The following is a 15,794-nucleotide window of genomic DNA, read 5'->3' as shown; positions in this document are numbered from 1 at the left end:
GTTAAGCAGTTGGAGTTCAAGCATGATCGTTGACCGTCAGGGTCGAGCCTTTCGCAACCTACGGATCAGCTTAACCGCTGCATGCAATTATGCATGTACATATTGTGTTCCCAATGGGAAACGCCTCGTAGCGGCTCAAGATGAGTTATCGGCTGATGCCATGGCTCGTGGTGTTGAATACCTTATTGAGGCTGCAGGCATCGAGCGTCTGCGTATTACTGGTGGTGAGCCACTGGTCACTCCCAAGTTCGAGCCTTTCTTGCAGGCGGTTTCCGCCTTAAAGCTCAAAGACATTAGTCTTACCACTAACGGCCAGCTGCTGGCTAAAAAGCTGCCCATCATCATCGACAGCGGGGTTCGCCGTCTGAACGTCTCTCTGGATACGCTCGATGCGGAAGCCTTCCCTGTACTCGCGCGGGGAGGCGATCTGAAGACGGTGCTTGCAGGTCTTGAAGAAGCCCGTCAGGCAGGACTTAAAATCAAGGTCAATATGGTCCCATTGCGTGGCCAGAATCTTGATCAGGTATTGCCGCTGCTCGAATACTGTCTCGAGCGCGGCTTCGAGTTGCGATTTATCGAGCTGATGAGGATGGGGCATCTCGCGCGTGATCCCAACGGCTTCCAGCAGCAGTTCGTACGGTTGGCAGAGCTTTTAGAGATCATCGGTGCGGTCCATCCTTTTGTACAGGCTGATGCGCCTGTAGACGCCACTGCCTTGCGTTATCAGGTAGAGGGTGGGGGCTACTTCGGCGTTATTGCGAATGAAAGCGTACCTTTCTGCCGTAGCTGTTCGCGTCTACGCTTGTCTTCAACAGGTTGGCTGCATGGCTGCTTGTCATCCAGTAATCGCCACTTTGTTGGTGATTTGCTGGACAAGCCCCGTCATCTAGCGCTTCCGGCGCTACAGCGGTTGCTGGTCAAGGCTTTGGGCGATAAGCAGGACGTTGCGTTCTCTGGTGGTGTAACGGTGATGAAGATCATCGGGGGCTAGCGTATAGATTGGCCTGGAAACTGCTAGACGCGTGTCAGCGCCGGTTTTTCGTCGCCGGTTCAGGAGAAAGAGATGCGTCGTTTCCTCGCCATTTGTGCGATTGTATTGTTGTCCGGTTGTATGAATGTCAGCGATATGGCTGCTGGTACTACTTATCACCTACGGGATGCTGGGTTTCTCGACTACAGCCATACACAGCGATTGAACAACTTCCGGTTGCAGCCGGACTCTTATATCTATATCGCACAAGGTGCGTTCGTGCCGCCAGGGCATCCATATGCCAGGCCCAATGTCGTAGCGGAACAGGCCTTCAATGGTTTCGTGGAATATTTTCCACGGGTACGTCGTGCCAAAGGGCCCATTGGATTGGACGAAGCCATACTCGAGGCACGTAACCTGGGGGCTCACTATCTGCTGTATACCCGCTTTGCAGCCGCTGATGATGCCATTGGCAACTGGCAGGAGTGGGAAGATCAGGAAGCGTTGGATCGAGTAGGTCGGGACCGCAGTGTGGTTCAGGTCATGCTGATCGAAACGGCAACTTATTATCTGGTCGATACGGCCCGTATTCGCAGCCGGGGCGGTTTCCTGACATTTTACAATGAGAAACCCGAAGACCTGCTAGCGCCTCCGCTTGCGGAGTATGCTCAGCATCTGTTGGGTTTGACGCGATAAGGAGTGTTCATGAGTGAGTCGCATAAGGTTGATGACCTGATCGCCCAGTTACCGAACGGGGAAGGTAAGGCATTGCCGCCGGTTCATTCATGGAATCCCCCCTTCTGCGGCGATATCGACATGCGTATCGCGCGCGATGGCACTTGGTTTTACCAAGGCTCTGCTATAAATCGACCTGCCATGGTCCGGCTATTTTCAACCATCCTGCGTAAGGATGAGCAAGGCTATGTGTTAGTGACGCCTGTTGAGAAGGTAGGTATTCAGGTTGAGGATGCTCCCTTTGTGGCCATTGATTGTGATGTACAAGGTCAAAGGCAAAATCAGGTTTTGTGCTTTACAACCCAAGTAGGCGATACGGTGGAAGCCAATGCTGATCATCCCCTGCGCGTGGTCATTGATCCTAGTACGCAAGAGCCTTCGCCATACGTGCTTGTAAGGGATCGCCTCGAAGCCTTGATTCATCGTAATGTCTTCTATCGGCTCGTCGAATGTATGTCGCTGGAACATTATGAGGGGGCGATGTGGCAGGGCCTATGGAGTGGCGGGGCGTTTTTCCCGGTGGCTCGGCAGGACTGAAATAAGAAAGGGCTCCCTGGGGAGCCCTTTTTGTTACATGTTGGGGTAGTTGGGGCCGCCAGTGCCTTCTGGCGGTACCCAGGTGATGTTTTGGGAAGGATCCTTGATATCACACGTCTTACAATGCACACAGTTTTGGGCATTGATCTGGAAGCGTTTCTCGCCGTCTTCCTGCGTCACAACTTCGTATACACCAGCGGGGCAATAACGCTGCGCAGGCTCGTCGTAGAGCGGAAGGTTGCGGTCGATCGGAATGGACGGGTCCTTGAGCTTCAGGTGAACAGGTTGGTCCTCTTCATGGTTGGTATTGGAGAGAAACACCGAAGACAGTTTGTCGAAGCTGATTTTGCCATCAGGCTTGGGATAATCGATCTGTTTGGATTCAGACGCCTTTTTCAGGCAGGCATAATCAGGCGTTGTGTCATGCAGCGTAACGGGTAACTTGCCGCCAAACAGGTTCTGCTCGATAAAATTAAAGGCGTTGCCCTTTATTGCTCCATATTTATGGATGGCGGCGCCGAAGTTGCGGCTCTTGTAGAGTTCCTCGTATACCCAACTGTTCTTAAACGTATCCAGATAACGGGTCAGCTCATCGGCTTCACGTCCGGCTACCAGGGCTTCGGCAATGGCTTCAGCGGCCAGCATGCCGGTTTTCATCGCTGTGTGGCTGCCCTTGATCTTCGAGAAGTTGAGCGTACCGCCGTCACAACCGATCAATGCACCGCCTGGGAACGTCAGTTTGGGAAGTGAGTTCAGGCCGCCCTTAGTAATGGCGCGAGCGCCATAAGATACACGCTTGCCGCCCTCCAGATATTGCTTGATTATCGGGTGATGCTTGTAGCGCTGAAATTCATCAAAGGGCGAGAGGTAAGGGTTGCTGTAGGAAAGATCCACGATCAGGCCCACTACGACCTGGTTGTTTTCCAGGTGATAAAGGAATGAGCCACCTGGGTTATCATCGTCTAGCGGCCAGCCTGCTGTATGCACAACAAGGCCCTGCTCATGCTTGGCAGGGTCGACATCCCAGATTTCCTTGATGCCTATCGCGTAGTGCTGCACATCGGCATGGGCGCCCAGGTTGAAACGCTGACTTAATTGCTTGCCAATATGCCCACGGCTACCTTCGGCGAATAGCGTGTATTTGGCACGTAGTTCCATGCCGGGCGTATAGTAGCCTTCCTTGGGGTTTCCTCCGCGGTCTACGCCCAGGTCGCCGGTTACGATACCTCGCACGATGCCGTTCTCATCAATCAGGGCCTCCTGCGCAGCGAAGCCTGGATAGATTTCTACACCCAGTCCTTCAGCCTGCTGGGCTAGCCAGCGGCACAGGTTCCCAAGGGAAATGATGTAGTTGCCTTGGTTGTGCATGGTCTTGGGGACAAGAAAGTCGGGCAGCTTCCTGGCACGTTCGGCGTCCTTGAGCAGGTAGATATCGTCGCGCTTGACTGGCGTATTCAGCGGGGCACCCAGTTCCTTCCAGTTGGGGAACAGTTCATCGAGTGCGCGCGGCTCGAACACGGCGCCAGAGAGAATATGAGCACCGACCTCGGAGCCTTTCTCTACAACGCAGACGCTGATTTCCTGACCGGTCTCAGCCGCCTTTTGCTTCAATCGGCAGGCAGCGGAAAGGCCTGCCGGGCCGGCGCCGACAATAACAACGTCGAACTCCATAAATTCGCGTTCCACGGACAGTCTCCTCAAGGCATTGATGCTAGTTATATTTTGGCGGCTGTAATAAAGAAAAACATTATATAGGGGTCTTTCCAGAGGTCCAATACAAACGTTTGTTTGAATTTTCTCTCGGACTGGTACATTCTGCTTGTGCTGCCTCCAGAAGCGGCTAGGGTTATGTCGGGTAACTGCCTGTTTGCATTATGGCTTGGTTAAAAAAGCGTTCGGACGGCCTTTGCTAAAGGCAAGTACCCTTTAACTGTGATGCCTTTAGCCTATCGCATTTCCTTCTGGCAGCACGCCGACTTGCCTTGGAGCGTTGACCCTCTCGACTGATGCAGTCAACATACGGCGGTTAATGGTTATTTGTAAGCCGAGAGCCGTTATTTGGTCGATTCGATCGGCTAGGCCTGCCTGGCTACCGTATTTATTCACTACAGAATAATGAGGAACTCATGAAGGTTCTTGTAGCTGTAAAAAGAGTGGTGGACTACAACGTCAAGGTCCGCGTCAAACCCGATAACTCCGGTGTTGACCTGGCCAACGTCAAGATGTCCATGAACCCCTTCTGTGAGATCGCCGTTGAAGAAGCGGTGCGCCTGAAGGAAAAAGGTATCGCTACCGAAATCGTGGCCGTGTCTGTAGGTCCGACTGCTGCACAGGAGCAATTGCGTACGGCGTTGGCTCTGGGAGCGGACCGTGCCGTTCTGGTCGAGACCAATGAAGAGTTGAGCTCGCTGGCGATTGCGAAGCTGCTCAAGGCGGTTGTCGACAAGGAACAACCCCAGCTGGTTATCATGGGCAAGCAGGCTATTGACAGTGATAACAACCAGACGGGTCAGATGCTGGGTGCACTGACCGGCTTTGCCCAAGGGACTTTCGCTTCCAAGGTCGAGCGTGACGGTGACGTATTGAACGTGACCCGCGAAATCGATGGAGGGCTGCAGATCGTTGCTCTGAACCTGCCTGCTATCGTGACCACTGACCTGCGCTTGAACGAACCGCGTTATGCCTCGCTGCCAAACATCATGAAGGCCAAGAAAAAGCCGCTGGATGTTTTAACGCCGGACGCTCTGGGTGTTAGCACGGCTTCGACTGTCAAGACGCTGAAGGTGGAAGCACCGGCTAGCCGTCAGGCAGGTATCAAGGTGAAGTCGGTTGCTGAACTGGTCGAAAAACTCAAGAACGAAGCGAAGGTGATCTGATGGCTATTCTGGTCATTGCCGAACACAGTAATGCTGCGCTCAATGGCGCAACGCTCAATACCGTGGCTGCAGCCAAAGCCATTGGTGGTGATATTCATGTTCTGATCGCCGGTCAGAGCTGTGGTGGTGCGGCTGAAGCTGCTGCCAAAGCCGAGGGCGTTTCCAAGGTGCTGGTTGCCGATAATGCTGCTTACGCCTACCAGTTGCCAGAAAACGTGGCTCCGTTGGTTGTTGAGCTGGTTAAAGGCAATGGGTACACCCACGTACTATCGCCAGCCGGTTCGAACGGCAAGAATTTCATGCCACGTATTGCTGCGCTACTAGACGTGGATCAGATTTCCGAGATCATTTCGGTAGAAAGTCCGGATACCTTCAAGCGGCCCATCTATGCCGGTAATGCGATCGCAACCGTGCAGTCATCCGCTCCGGTAAAAGTTATTACCGTGCGCGCTACTGGTTTTGATCCGGTTGCTGCCGAAGGTGGTTCTGCCGCTATCGAAGCGGTTTCTTCCGTACAGGATGCAGGTATTTCCCGCTTCGTGAACGAAGAATTGGCCACGACAGGTCGCCCGGACTTGGGCGCTGCGAAAGTGGTGGTATCGGGCGGTCGTGGTTTGCAGAACGGTGATAATTTCAAAATTCTGTACTCCCTGGCAGACAAGCTGGGTGCTGCCGTAGGCGCTTCTCGCGCAGCGGTGGACGCAGGCTTCGTACCCAACGACATGCAGGTTGGTCAAACGGGCAAGATCGTTGCGCCGCAGTTGTACATTGCGGTAGGCATCTCCGGTGCGATTCAGCACCTGGCCGGTATGAAAGACTCGAAAGTCATTGTGGCCATCAACAAGGATGAAGAGGCGCCAATCTTCCAGGTGGCTGATTATGGACTGGTAGGTGACCTGTTCGAGTTAATCCCTGAGCTTGAAAAGTCGATATAAGCAATAGCCTCCTAAAAAACCCGCTCGATCGAGCGGGTTTTTTATTGGGTAGATTTTTGTTGACGGACAAATGCCTTTCAACATGACAAAATTCTGGTTTTAGGCAGCGTCATAGAGCTGTCGCCTGACTCTGCAGGAAACCAGATAGTGAAAAAATCTTATTGTTGGGCAGCTTCTGTTTTGGCCCTGTTGCTTGCCGGGTGCGCCAATGATCCCGCACCATCCGAGCAAATGAAACTAACCACCCAGGCATTCGACCAAGCCCATGACATTGGGGCGGATGACTCCATTCCTGAATACAGCCTCGCCAACGACAAGCTTGAACGGGCCCGAAAAGCCATGCGGGTTGAAGATTACAAAAAAGCTCGTGTATTGGCGGAACAGGCTGAACTCGACGCTCGCCTGGCCGAGGCCAAGGTGCTCAATAGCAAGAGCCAGACACATGTAGATGAACTCAACAAGCAGATCGCCCGATTACAAAAGCGTTTGGAGAGCACGCCATGATACGTTCGGTACTGTCGGTGGCTGGACTTGCGCTGGCGTTTTCAATGATCACAGGGTGTACGAGCAGCAGCACCACTACTCGGCAGGCGTTACAGGACGCCAAATCCAGGTATGCCACGGTTAAGACTGATTCCGACGTGCTGCGTAGCGCACCCAAGGATGTAAAAAGAGCCGAGGAAACCCTGGACAAGGCGGAGCAGCTGGCTGGCTATTGGGGAAGCAGCAAAGATGTACGCCACTTTGCCTACCTGAGCCAACGCTACAGCGATATCGCCCGAGAGCATGCAAGCCTTCGCTTGAGCCAGGACAAGGCGACCCAGTTACAACTGCAGATCGAACGCCTGCAATTGCAGTTGCGGGAAAAAGAACTCCGTTCTGCACGAGAGCGTAACGTATGGCTTACCGATCAGCTGTTTAACCTGGGTACGACTCAGACAGAGCGCGGTCTCGTCATGACGCTGGGCGATGTGTTGTTTGCTCCGGGGCGATCACAACTCAATCCAACGGCTAATGAAACGGTTCTCAAGCTTGCCCAGTTTCTTCAAATCAACCCCAAGCGGGAGATCCGAATCGAAGGCTACACGGATAACTCCGGTGATGAGGATCGCAATCTTTCCCTCTCCAAACAGCGTGCCCATGCCGTCGCCAGGGCCTTGAGTGCATTAGGTGTAGAGGCAGGCCGCCTTCAGGTCATTGGATATGGCGAGGATTATCCGGTGACATCCAACGGGACGGCCGAGGGCCGCGCCAAAAATCGCCGAGTCGAAGTGGTGTTTTCTGACGAAAACGGTAATTTCATACCGGCACGTTGAGCGTAAACGGCAGGTTTAAACGGCCTGCCTGTCGCGCTCATGCTTAAAAGCGGCATCCCTTGTTTCATTGCCGACTGATTATCTGTTAGCACTGGCTGTATTGTCCTAAATTTACCAAGCTGTACCGGTGCAATCTGGTAAGACGATGCTACTGTTTCGGTTCAGTGACCAAGGGAATGCGTGCCATGACGAATCTGTTGCTCTATCAACGTATCGCTCATCAGTTGGCTGAAGATATTCGCCGGGGTGTCTACCAACCAGGCGAGCGCGTTCCCTCTGTTCGCAAGATGAGTCAACAGCTGGGCGTCAGTCACGCAAGTGTTTTGCAAGCTTATGCCACACTGGAAGACCAAGGGCTTATCCGGGCTCGTCCCCAGTCAGGGTTTTACGTACACCAGACGCCTGCCTTGACAGCGCCTACACCTGAAATCGGCAGGGTAGAGCGGCCGACCCTGGTCACTCGCGGTGACATTATCAATCAAGTGCTTCTGGAGTCCCGACGAGATGACGTGGTTCCTTTCGGGGCTGCCATTCCTAATGTGGATTTTCTACCTATCCGGGCCCTGCATCAGCAGATTAGCAAGGTGACGCGCTTTCATAGTCAGCGTGCGTTCAGTTATATGTACAGCCCGGGTTACGAGCCCTTGCGCCGCCAGGTTGCGATCCGTATGCGGGATGCCGGGGTCTCGGTGGCGCCTTCTGAGGTTGTTATTACCCATGGCTGTGTGGATGCCTTGCAGATGTCCCTGCGTGTGCTGACCAAACCGGGTGATCTGATCGCTACCGAATCGCCTACCTATTACGGCTTGCTGCAATTGGCTGATGTGCTAGGTCTCAAGGTCGTCGAGATTCCCTGTGACCCACAGACCGGTCTAAGCGTAGAGGCATTGCAGCTGGCCGCGCGGCAGTGGCCTGTAAAGGCGCTGGTCATGACCTCCCGGCTGAGCAATCCCCTGGGCAGTACAATGCCTGAGGCGCGTCAAAAGCAGCTGCTAAGGCTTGCCAATGAGCGTAACTTCATGATCATTGAGGACGATATATACGGTGAGTTGTTCTATGAGGTCGGTGCGACGAAGGCGTTGAAAGCCCATGATCGGAACGGCAGGGTTATCTATTGTTCAAGTTTTTCCAAGACGATCTCACCTGGTGTGCGTATCGGTTGGGTCATTGCCAATCAATACCAGTCGGACATTCAGCGCTTACAGACCTTTACCACCCACTCTGCCTGTAGTCTCACGCAAATGGGGGTAGCGGCTTATCTTGAAAATGGTGGATATGACCGTCATCTACGCTCCATCAGGCAGGAATACCGCAAGAATATGACGGCCTGGCAGCTGGCCGTTCAACAGTACTTCCCAGAGGGAACCCAAATGAGTCGACCTATCGGCGGCTTCATTCTCTGGGTGAGCCTTCCAGCCAGGGTCAATACGAAGGATCTCCACCTCCGGGCGTTGCAGGAGGGCATCAGCATTGCGCCAGGCATCATTTTCAGCAATACGGATCAATTTAACAATTGTATTCGGCTCAATTGCGGGATGGCGTGGAATCGACAAACCGAGCGCGCTTTGATGACGATCGGAATACTGGCCAATCAGCTCTGCCAAGAGGCTCAGGTAGCTGCTTAACGGTGTGAACTCGTTCGCCATTTTGTGAGTCTGTTTACATTAGGCGTGAAGAGGTAAAGGTGTCGATGGGCTCGACCGAGGCCGCAAGCTGGCTGCCGATGATTGGAGTGCTAGGCAATGTACCGCTGGTGCTTGTCTGGCTGACAGGGCTGCTGGTGGCTTGCCTGAAATGGCGAACGCACCGCAAGGCGAGCCTGTTATGCCTGTTGAGTATGGTCATCCTGCTTGTCTGGCTTGCAGCCTATAGCGCGCTTACGCTGGCATTGCCCGTTTTACTGCCGCTCTGGCAGATCCCACTGGCGCCAGGGTGGGCGTATGCGTTACTCAACGCCGTCGGCAACTTGGTCACCGCAGTGTGCTATGCGCTATTGCTGTGGGCCATCTTCACAGGAAGGAGTTCACGACGTTCTGCCTGAGGCTTTCTTATGGGGACTCTACGTTGGATGGTGAGTGGTCATAAGCTGTGCTGGCTGGCGCTGGTGTTGATACTCAGTGGGTGTGATAAGCCGGAAAAGGAACCGCCCAAAAAGCCAGCCGAACCGCAGGCGGCCTCTGTAGAGCAGACCGCGACAAAACCAGTATCGCCATCAGCTTCCCATGCCAAGCCAGTACCGGACACTTCGGCCCGGCAGGAACCCATCCTCACCTCCCGTGTCCCTGAAAGCTTTGATGAGGAGCCTGTGCCGGCTCCTCAGCCGGACAAAAGGCCTGAGCTGGTTATTGAAAAAACAAAGCCCAAACCGGTGCCCAAGACTGTAAAACAGAAGCTTCCCGAACCGGAGGAGCCACTCAAGGTTGACCTGAGTATCCCCAAAGAACTTATCGAGAGCGCAGTGCCTGTTACAGCAGAGCAAAAGGAGCCGACGGGCATGCTTCCTCCGCTGTTCGACAAGCATGAGGAGAATGATCGATTCAACCTGAGCGGTCGAATACTAAATCGCGAACGCTCAGATGATTTCGAAGGTGCTGAGTTGCAGTTTGAGTTCAGGCGTTAGGTCATAACGCAGATACTTAGCGATTCCGGACATCCTTGGCGTCCATTTCCGCGTTTCGCTGGCGGATTCGCTGGCGCTGCTCCTCGGTGAGCTCTACCTTGTTGGCCGAGCCGCGAAGCATCAACAGGCTACCTACAATCGAGCCCACCGCAATAATCAAGAAAAGCCAGGCATACCAAGGCATGGTGCAGTCCTCCGTGCAAATGACACAGTCTATGCTGCTTAGACCCGCCTAGGCAGTAGGAGTGCTTTTAAGCAAGGGTAAAACACTATCGTCTTTCAAGTTGACCCCGGTCAGTTTTAGCTTTAGGGCCTGCTTGATCAGATAGTCGAGTTTATGAACCGCCAAGCGGTACGGGAGCCCCTCGGGCCGTACATTGGAAATACAGTTACGCTCGCTATCCATACGTCCGCGGCGGGGCTGGTAGGTAACGTATAATCCGAGGCTGTCAGGTGATGTAAGACCAGGTCGCTCTCCGATCATCACGATTACCAGCTGGGCATTGAGCCGCTCTCCAATCTCGTCACCCAAGGCCACGCGGGCTTGCTCGGCAATGACCACGGGTATTTGGGACCAGTCGGTATCGAAACGCTCCTTTAGTAGCTCAAGTATGGGAACTGCATGGCTACTGGCCGCAAAGGACGACAGCCCATCGGCAATGACGATAGCGATGTCCGGGGCAGGCGCTTCAGCCATTAACTGCTCACGGCTGGCGATATCCAGCATTCGGCCATGATCCGGGCGTAATAGATACTGCTGCCGATCCGCAGCCTGGCTGTGTACATGAATCGTGCGAAAACCTTTTGACTGGAGTTGCTCGCTCAGCATGTGGACATCCAGCGGATGGTGTACGGCATCTCTTGCCTGCGCATGAGCCAAGCCGAATCGAAGTACTTCCGCCGTGGGGAGGCTTGAGCCAACACGGCCCAATGCTATACGTGCCGACGTATGGGTGCGCAGTTCGTCCCAGGGGTTTGTCTGGACCAGCGTAGGTTTGGCGGTCGTCATCATGCGGCTCCCGGCAGGTGGGGCAGGGCACGTAGCAGCTGGTGCTCGCGGTTGATGTCTCGTAGCTGTCCGGAGGGCTCTGTAATGGACATGCGAGTCAGCCAGGCTTCAAATTCGGGGGCACGCCTTAAATCCAGTACGCTGCGCAGATAAAGTCCGTCATGAAAGGAGGTGCTCTGGTAGTTGAGCATAATGTCGTCAGCGCCTGGAATGCCCATTATGTAGGTCAACCCGGCGACGCCCAAAAGCGTCATGAGTGTGTCCATGTCATCCTGATCCGCTTCGGCATGGTTGGTGTAGCACACGTCGCAGCCCATCGGGACGCCCAGCAGCTTGGCGCAGAAATGGTCTTCAAGGCCGGCCCGGATGATCTGCTTTCCATCGTAGAGGTACTCGGGACCGATAAAGCCAACCACCGTATTGGTCAGCAGCGGTTTGAACGTCCGCGCGACCGCGTAAGCACGTGCTTCGCAGGTCTGCTGGTCAACACCATGGTGTGCGCTGGCGGAAAGGGCGCTGCCTTGACCTGTCTCGAAATACATGACGTTATCGCCCAGTGTGCCCCGCTTGAGTGAACGGGCCGCATCATGGGCTTCCTGTAACAGGCTCAGCGTTACACCAAAGCTATCGTTGGTCTTTTGCGTGCCGGCAATGGATTGAAAGACCAGATCAACCGGAGCGCCTTTTTCGATCGCCTTGATTTGGGTGGTGACGTGGGTCAGTACACACGTCTGCATGGGAATATCAAAGTGTTGACGCAGCTCATCCATCATCTCCCACAGCGGCGTCAACGTTGAAAGCGAGTCACTGGCCGGATTGATACCGACAACGGCATCGCCTGCACCGTAGAGCAAGCCATCCAGCATGCTGGCCGCAATGCCTTGCAAATCGTCAGTAGGGTGATTGGGCTGCAGGCGCACCGAAAGATGGCCAGGTAAGCCTATCGTATTGCGGAAGCGGGTTATGACTTGGCATTTTTTGGCTACCAGGATCAGATCTTGATTGCGCATCAGTTTGCTGACAGCGGCAGCCATTTCAGGCGTGATGCCTGGCGAGACCGCTGTCAGGGTTTTGCTGTCCGTACTGTCGAGTAGGAGCCAGTCACGAAAATCGCCTACGGTGAGATGGCTGATAGGGGCAAATGCAAACGCGTCGTGACTGTCGATGATCAGGCGTGTTACGTCGTCTTGCTCGTAGGGAATCAAGGCCTCCTCAAGAAAGCGTTTGAGCGGGACATCCGCCAACGCGATCCTGGCAGCCATACGCTCCTCTGCCGAGCCGGCCGCAAGCCCGGCCAGTGCGTCACCCGAGCGCGCCGGACTGGCCTTGGCCAGAAGTGTTCTAAGGTCTTCGAAGCGATAGGCCTGATGGCCGATGATGGTCTGGTAGATCATACACACTCCGGTTCTGTGACTGTCTCAGAGGACCATCCCGAGGACAGGTGCTATCAGGCTCATATGGCGTTGATCTTCAGCAGGCTATCCGTGGGTGCCTGGGCACGCTGGCGTGCGGTAAAAAGAAAGTAGACGAAGCCGACGCCCATGAAGGTTAGGAAGACGAGGCCTATGACGGGGTTGAACCATGCCATGGCGACCAGGCAGACCAGTGCAATCACCAATGCCAGCGCGGGTACGAAAGGGTAGCCGGGCGCACGGTAACTGCGCAGCAGGTTAGGTTCGGTGCGGCGCAGCCTGAACAGGCTCAGCATACTCATGATGTACATGACGATGGCACCAAATACCGACATGGTAATCATGGCGGCAGTCAACGACATGCCTTGGAGGTTGATGAACCCGTCGCTATAGATAGCCGCAACGCCCACGACCCCACCTGCAATGATGGCGCGATGGGGCGTCTGGAAGCGTGACAGTTTGGCGAGCCCGACGGGCAGGTAGCCTGCTCGCGCTAAGGCAAAGAACTGGCGGGAGTATCCCAGAATGATTCCGTGGAAGCTGGCTACCAGACCAAACAGGCCGATCCATACGAGCATGTGTAGCCAACCGGAATTTTCGCCTACCACCATCTTCATGGCCTGCGGTAAGGGATCATTGATGTTGGAAAGCGTACGCCAGTCTCCCACGCCGCCTGCGAAAAGCATGACGCCAATGGCCAGTACCACCAGTGTCAGAATGCCCGTCGTGTAGGCTTTGGGAATGGTGCGCTTGGGATCCTTGGCTTCTTCGGCCGCCATTGCAGCGCCTTCGATGGCAAGAAAGAACCAGATTGCGAAAGGGATGGCAGCGAAAATTCCAGTAATGGCGGGCATACCAAAGGTATCCGAGCCTGCCCAGCCATTAAGGGCAAAATTGCTGAAGCTGAAACCGGGTGCTACTACGCCCATGAAGACCAGCAGCTCCAGAACGGCCAGTACGGTCACGACCAGCTCAAAGGTGGCTGCCAGCTTTACGCCCAGAATATTGAGTGTCATGAACGTGATGTAGGCGCCTACGGCTGCAAGTTTGGGATCAAGCGCAGGGTACTGAACATTCAGGTAGGCACCGATGGCCATGGCGATGGCAGGCGGTGCAAAGACAAACTCGATCAGCGTGGCAAGACCGGCAATCAGACCGCCTTTCTCGCCAAAGGCACGGCTGCTGTAGGCAAAAGGGCCTCCTGCATGGGGAATGGCTGTGGTGAGTTCGGTAAAGCTGAAAATAAATGCGGTATACATGGCGGCGATAATAAGCGCCGTTACCAGAAAGCCGAGCGTTCCGGCTACGCCCCAGCCGTAACTCCAGCCGAAATACTCCCCCGAAATGACCAGGCCTACAGCGATACCCCAGAGATGCAAGGTGCCCAAGGCGGGTTTTAATTGTGTAGTCATCTTGTCTTCTCACCGAGTGGGTTCACGGGTAACCATTGCAGCGAGCATGCCAGCCTGTTATTGGCTTTTTGGCGGCTTTCTAACACCATAGCTGCCCAAACGTAGGGCGCCAGCCAAAAAGTGACTCTTTGTTTTGGTGCATGGGTGTAGCAGACAAGCAATCCTTTTGCCGGGAAATGGCTTTCTGCGACAATAGGGCTTCCCTGGATTCATATGTGAGAGTGCCATGCCTGCTTGCCAGACACCGATTATTGTCGCCCTGGATTTTCCTACTGCCGAGGGCGCCCTGGCGTTGGCGGATCAACTCGATCCGGCGCAGTGCCGCGTCAAAGTGGGCAAAGAGCTGTTTACTTCCCACGGCAGACCTGTCATCGAAGCGCTGCATGCCAAGGGCTTCGAGGTCTTTCTGGATCTCAAATTTCATGACATTCCCAATACCACAGCCATGGCCGTCAAGGCTGCTGCCGAGCAGGGCGTCTGGATGGTGAACGTCCATTGCTCGGGTGGTTTGCGTATGATGACAGCCTGCCGGGAGACGCTCGACACCCTTTCCGGTCCCAAGCCACTGCTTATTGGCGTGACGGTACTGACCAGCATGGAGCGCGAAGACCTGGCAGGTATCGGTCTGGACATCGACCCCAAGGAGCAAGTCCTGCGTCTGGCCGGATTGGCTGAGCGCGCTGGCATGGACGGGCTGGTATGTTCGGCTCAGGAAGCCTCTTCGCTCAAGGCTGCTCACCCCAGCCTGCAGCTGGTCACTCCGGGTATTCGCCCAGCAGGCAGTGCGTTGGATGATCAGCGTCGTATTCTTACGCCTCGTGAGGCGCTGGACGCCGGATCCGATTATTTAGTGATCGGCCGCCCCATCAGCCGCGCCAGTGAACCCGCGGCGGCATTGACGGCTATCCTGGCTGATCTACGCTGAAATCAGGAGAAGCTCGCATGGCTCGCTCTAGCATGAGCGTTGCCTGCGAGCGTCACAAAAGATTTCAAGCCCTGTTCTTCGCTTGTACGGTTCAAGTAGCATCGGGCTGTTCAAAAGGAGAACGTAATGCACGCGCAACTGGAAACCTGTCTCCAAGCAGTCGACAGGGTCCTGCTCGGCAAGGACAAGCAAGTCCGCCTGGCCATGACCTGCCTGCTCGCCAAAGGTCACTTACTGATTGAAGACTTGCCCGGTATGGGCAAGACCACGCTGAGCCATGCCCTGGCCAAGGTACTCGGCCTTTCGTTTCAACGTATCCAGTTCACCTCCGATTTGTTGCCTGGCGATATTTTGGGTACCTCTGTCTTTGACAAGGACACTGGGCAGTTCGTCTTTCACCAAGGCCCGGTTTTTACCGAGTTGCTATTGGCCGACGAAATAAACCGGGCAACGCCAAAAAGCCAGAGTGCACTACTGGAGGCGATGGAGGAGGGGCAGGTCACTATTGAGGGTGCGACTCGCCCACTACCGGAGCCGTTCTTTGTCATCGCTACCCAGAATCCTGTTTCCCAGGGGGGAACGTTTGCACTGCCCGAGTCCCAGCTTGATCGCTTTTTGATGCGGCTTTCGCTGGGCTATCCAGGCCGGGCAGCCGAGCGAGCATTGCTGTTGGGTGGGTCGGGTAGAGACCAGCTTCCCAAGCTGGAACCCCTGCTGGATCATCGGCAGCTGGCCGCTATCCAGAACGAAGTGCCTAATATCCATGCCAGCGATGCGGTGGTGGACTATGTGCTGCGTCTGGTCGAAGCAACCCGTACGCAACCTAACTTTGCCCTTGGTCTCTCGCCAAGAGGCAGTCTGGCGCTACTGGGTGCCGCCCGCGCCTGGGCGCTGTTGGACGGTCGTGACTATGTCATCCCTGAGGATGTTCAGGTTGTACTGCCTGCCGTAGCCGGGCATCGTCTGCGGGATCAGGCTGATCCTGCCGGTCATGGGGGAGGGGCGCTGGTCCAGTGGCTACTCCGTGAAGTCCCGGCACTCTGACGC

The 15,794-nt window shown here is 55.0% G+C and carries 17 protein-coding genes; 12 read left to right on the top strand and 5 right to left on the bottom strand.

Annotated elements, in window-relative coordinates; genetic code table 11:
• Nucleotides 1-22: 22 nt before the first annotated feature.
• From EAW52_RS14680 to EAW52_RS14670, 3 genes are all read left to right on the top strand, one after another.
• Nucleotides 23-991, top strand: a complete 969-nt coding sequence (locus EAW52_RS14680; protein ID WP_122043045.1) for a GTP 3',8-cyclase MoaA — start codon at nucleotides 23-25, stop codon at nucleotides 989-991.
• Between the two features lie 72 nt (nucleotides 992-1,063).
• Entirely contained in the window at nucleotides 1,064-1,666 is a 603-nt protein-coding gene (locus tag EAW52_RS14675) for a DUF4823 domain-containing protein (RefSeq protein ID WP_074827447.1), read from the top strand.
• A 9-nt stretch (nucleotides 1,667-1,675) separates the two neighbouring features.
• Nucleotides 1,676-2,242 carry a DUF1285 domain-containing protein gene (locus tag EAW52_RS14670; RefSeq protein ID WP_122043044.1) on the top strand — a complete coding sequence of 189 codons (567 nt, stop codon included), beginning with the start codon at nucleotides 1,676-1,678 and terminating at the stop codon, nucleotides 2,240-2,242.
• Nucleotides 2,243-2,275: 33 nt separating this feature from the next.
• Here the strand turns inward: EAW52_RS14670 and EAW52_RS14665 are convergent, their stop codons facing one another.
• A complete protein-coding gene (locus tag EAW52_RS14665; RefSeq protein WP_122043043.1) occupies nucleotides 2,276-3,928 on the bottom strand; it encodes an electron transfer flavoprotein-ubiquinone oxidoreductase in 1,653 nt (550 codons plus the stop codon).
• Nucleotides 3,929-4,368: 440 nt separating this feature from the next.
• Between EAW52_RS14665 and EAW52_RS14660 the strand changes: the two genes are divergently transcribed.
• The 7 genes from EAW52_RS14660 (at nucleotide 4,369) to EAW52_RS14630 (ending at nucleotide 9,989) form a co-directional block, all read left to right on the top strand.
• Nucleotides 4,369-5,118: an electron transfer flavoprotein subunit beta/FixA family protein gene (locus tag EAW52_RS14660; RefSeq protein WP_122043042.1), complete on the top strand. Its 750-nt coding sequence runs from the start codon at nucleotides 4,369-4,371 to the stop codon at nucleotides 5,116-5,118.
• A complete protein-coding gene (locus EAW52_RS14655; RefSeq protein WP_010797747.1) occupies nucleotides 5,118-6,053 on the top strand; it encodes an electron transfer flavoprotein subunit alpha/FixB family protein in 936 nt (311 codons plus the stop codon). Before EAW52_RS14660 ends, EAW52_RS14655 begins: the two co-directional genes overlap by 1 nt.
• Before the next feature lie 147 nt (nucleotides 6,054-6,200).
• Complete coding sequence (locus EAW52_RS14650; RefSeq protein WP_074827442.1) at nucleotides 6,201-6,557, top strand: DUF4398 domain-containing protein; 357 nt, start codon at nucleotides 6,201-6,203, stop codon at nucleotides 6,555-6,557.
• Nucleotides 6,554-7,369, top strand: a complete 816-nt coding sequence (locus EAW52_RS14645; protein WP_122043041.1) for an OmpA family protein — start codon at nucleotides 6,554-6,556, stop codon at nucleotides 7,367-7,369. Before EAW52_RS14650 ends, EAW52_RS14645 begins: the two co-directional genes overlap by 4 nt.
• Nucleotides 7,370-7,554: 185 nt before the next feature.
• Nucleotides 7,555-8,994: a PLP-dependent aminotransferase family protein gene (locus tag EAW52_RS14640; RefSeq protein ID WP_122043040.1), complete on the top strand. Its 1,440-nt coding sequence runs from the start codon at nucleotides 7,555-7,557 to the stop codon at nucleotides 8,992-8,994.
• A 59-nt stretch (nucleotides 8,995-9,053) separates the two neighbouring features.
• A complete protein-coding gene (locus EAW52_RS14635; protein ID WP_125912962.1) occupies nucleotides 9,054-9,410 on the top strand; it encodes a hypothetical protein in 357 nt (118 codons plus the stop codon).
• A gap of 9 nt (nucleotides 9,411-9,419) precedes the next feature.
• Nucleotides 9,420-9,989: a hypothetical protein gene (locus EAW52_RS14630; RefSeq protein WP_122043039.1), complete on the top strand. Its 570-nt coding sequence runs from the start codon at nucleotides 9,420-9,422 to the stop codon at nucleotides 9,987-9,989.
• Between the two features lie 16 nt (nucleotides 9,990-10,005).
• Here EAW52_RS14630 and EAW52_RS14625 read toward each other — a convergent pair whose 3' ends face one another.
• From EAW52_RS14625 to eat, 4 genes are read right to left on the bottom strand one after another with little or no spacing between them, the layout of a single operon-like run.
• Nucleotides 10,006-10,173, bottom strand: coding sequence for a DUF2897 family protein (locus EAW52_RS14625; protein WP_122043038.1), 168 nt, complete (start codon nucleotides 10,171-10,173; stop codon nucleotides 10,006-10,008).
• Nucleotides 10,174-10,221: 48 nt separating this feature from the next.
• Complete coding sequence (gene eutC / locus EAW52_RS14620; protein WP_010797754.1) at nucleotides 10,222-10,998, bottom strand: ethanolamine ammonia-lyase subunit EutC; 777 nt, start codon at nucleotides 10,996-10,998, stop codon at nucleotides 10,222-10,224.
• Nucleotides 10,998-12,392: an ethanolamine ammonia-lyase subunit EutB gene (locus EAW52_RS14615; protein ID WP_122043037.1), complete on the bottom strand. Its 1,395-nt coding sequence runs from the start codon at nucleotides 12,390-12,392 to the stop codon at nucleotides 10,998-11,000. Before EAW52_RS14615 ends, eutC begins: the two co-directional genes overlap by 1 nt.
• A 59-nt stretch (nucleotides 12,393-12,451) precedes the next feature.
• Nucleotides 12,452-13,822 (bottom strand): ethanolamine permease, encoded by a 1,371-nt coding sequence (gene eat / locus EAW52_RS14610; RefSeq protein ID WP_122043036.1) that lies wholly within the window; start codon nucleotides 13,820-13,822, stop codon nucleotides 12,452-12,454.
• A gap of 226 nt (nucleotides 13,823-14,048) precedes the next feature.
• Here eat and pyrF point away from each other — a divergent pair, with 226 nt between their 5' ends.
• Entirely contained in the window at nucleotides 14,049-14,747 is a 699-nt protein-coding gene (gene pyrF / locus EAW52_RS14605) for an orotidine-5'-phosphate decarboxylase (protein WP_074827430.1), read from the top strand.
• A 126-nt stretch (nucleotides 14,748-14,873) separates the two neighbouring features.
• Nucleotides 14,874-15,791 (top strand): MoxR family ATPase, encoded by a 918-nt coding sequence (locus tag EAW52_RS14600; RefSeq protein WP_122043035.1) that lies wholly within the window; start codon nucleotides 14,874-14,876, stop codon nucleotides 15,789-15,791.
• The last annotated feature ends 3 nt before the right edge of the window (nucleotides 15,792-15,794 follow it).

This window comes from Pseudomonas sp. LTJR-52, from assembly GCF_003691465.1.
Taxonomy (GTDB): domain Bacteria; phylum Pseudomonadota; class Gammaproteobacteria; order Pseudomonadales; family Pseudomonadaceae; genus Chryseomonas; species Chryseomonas luteola.
The sequence above is the reverse complement of the archived record's forward strand: the minus strand, read 5'-3'. Positions and strand labels throughout refer to the sequence as shown.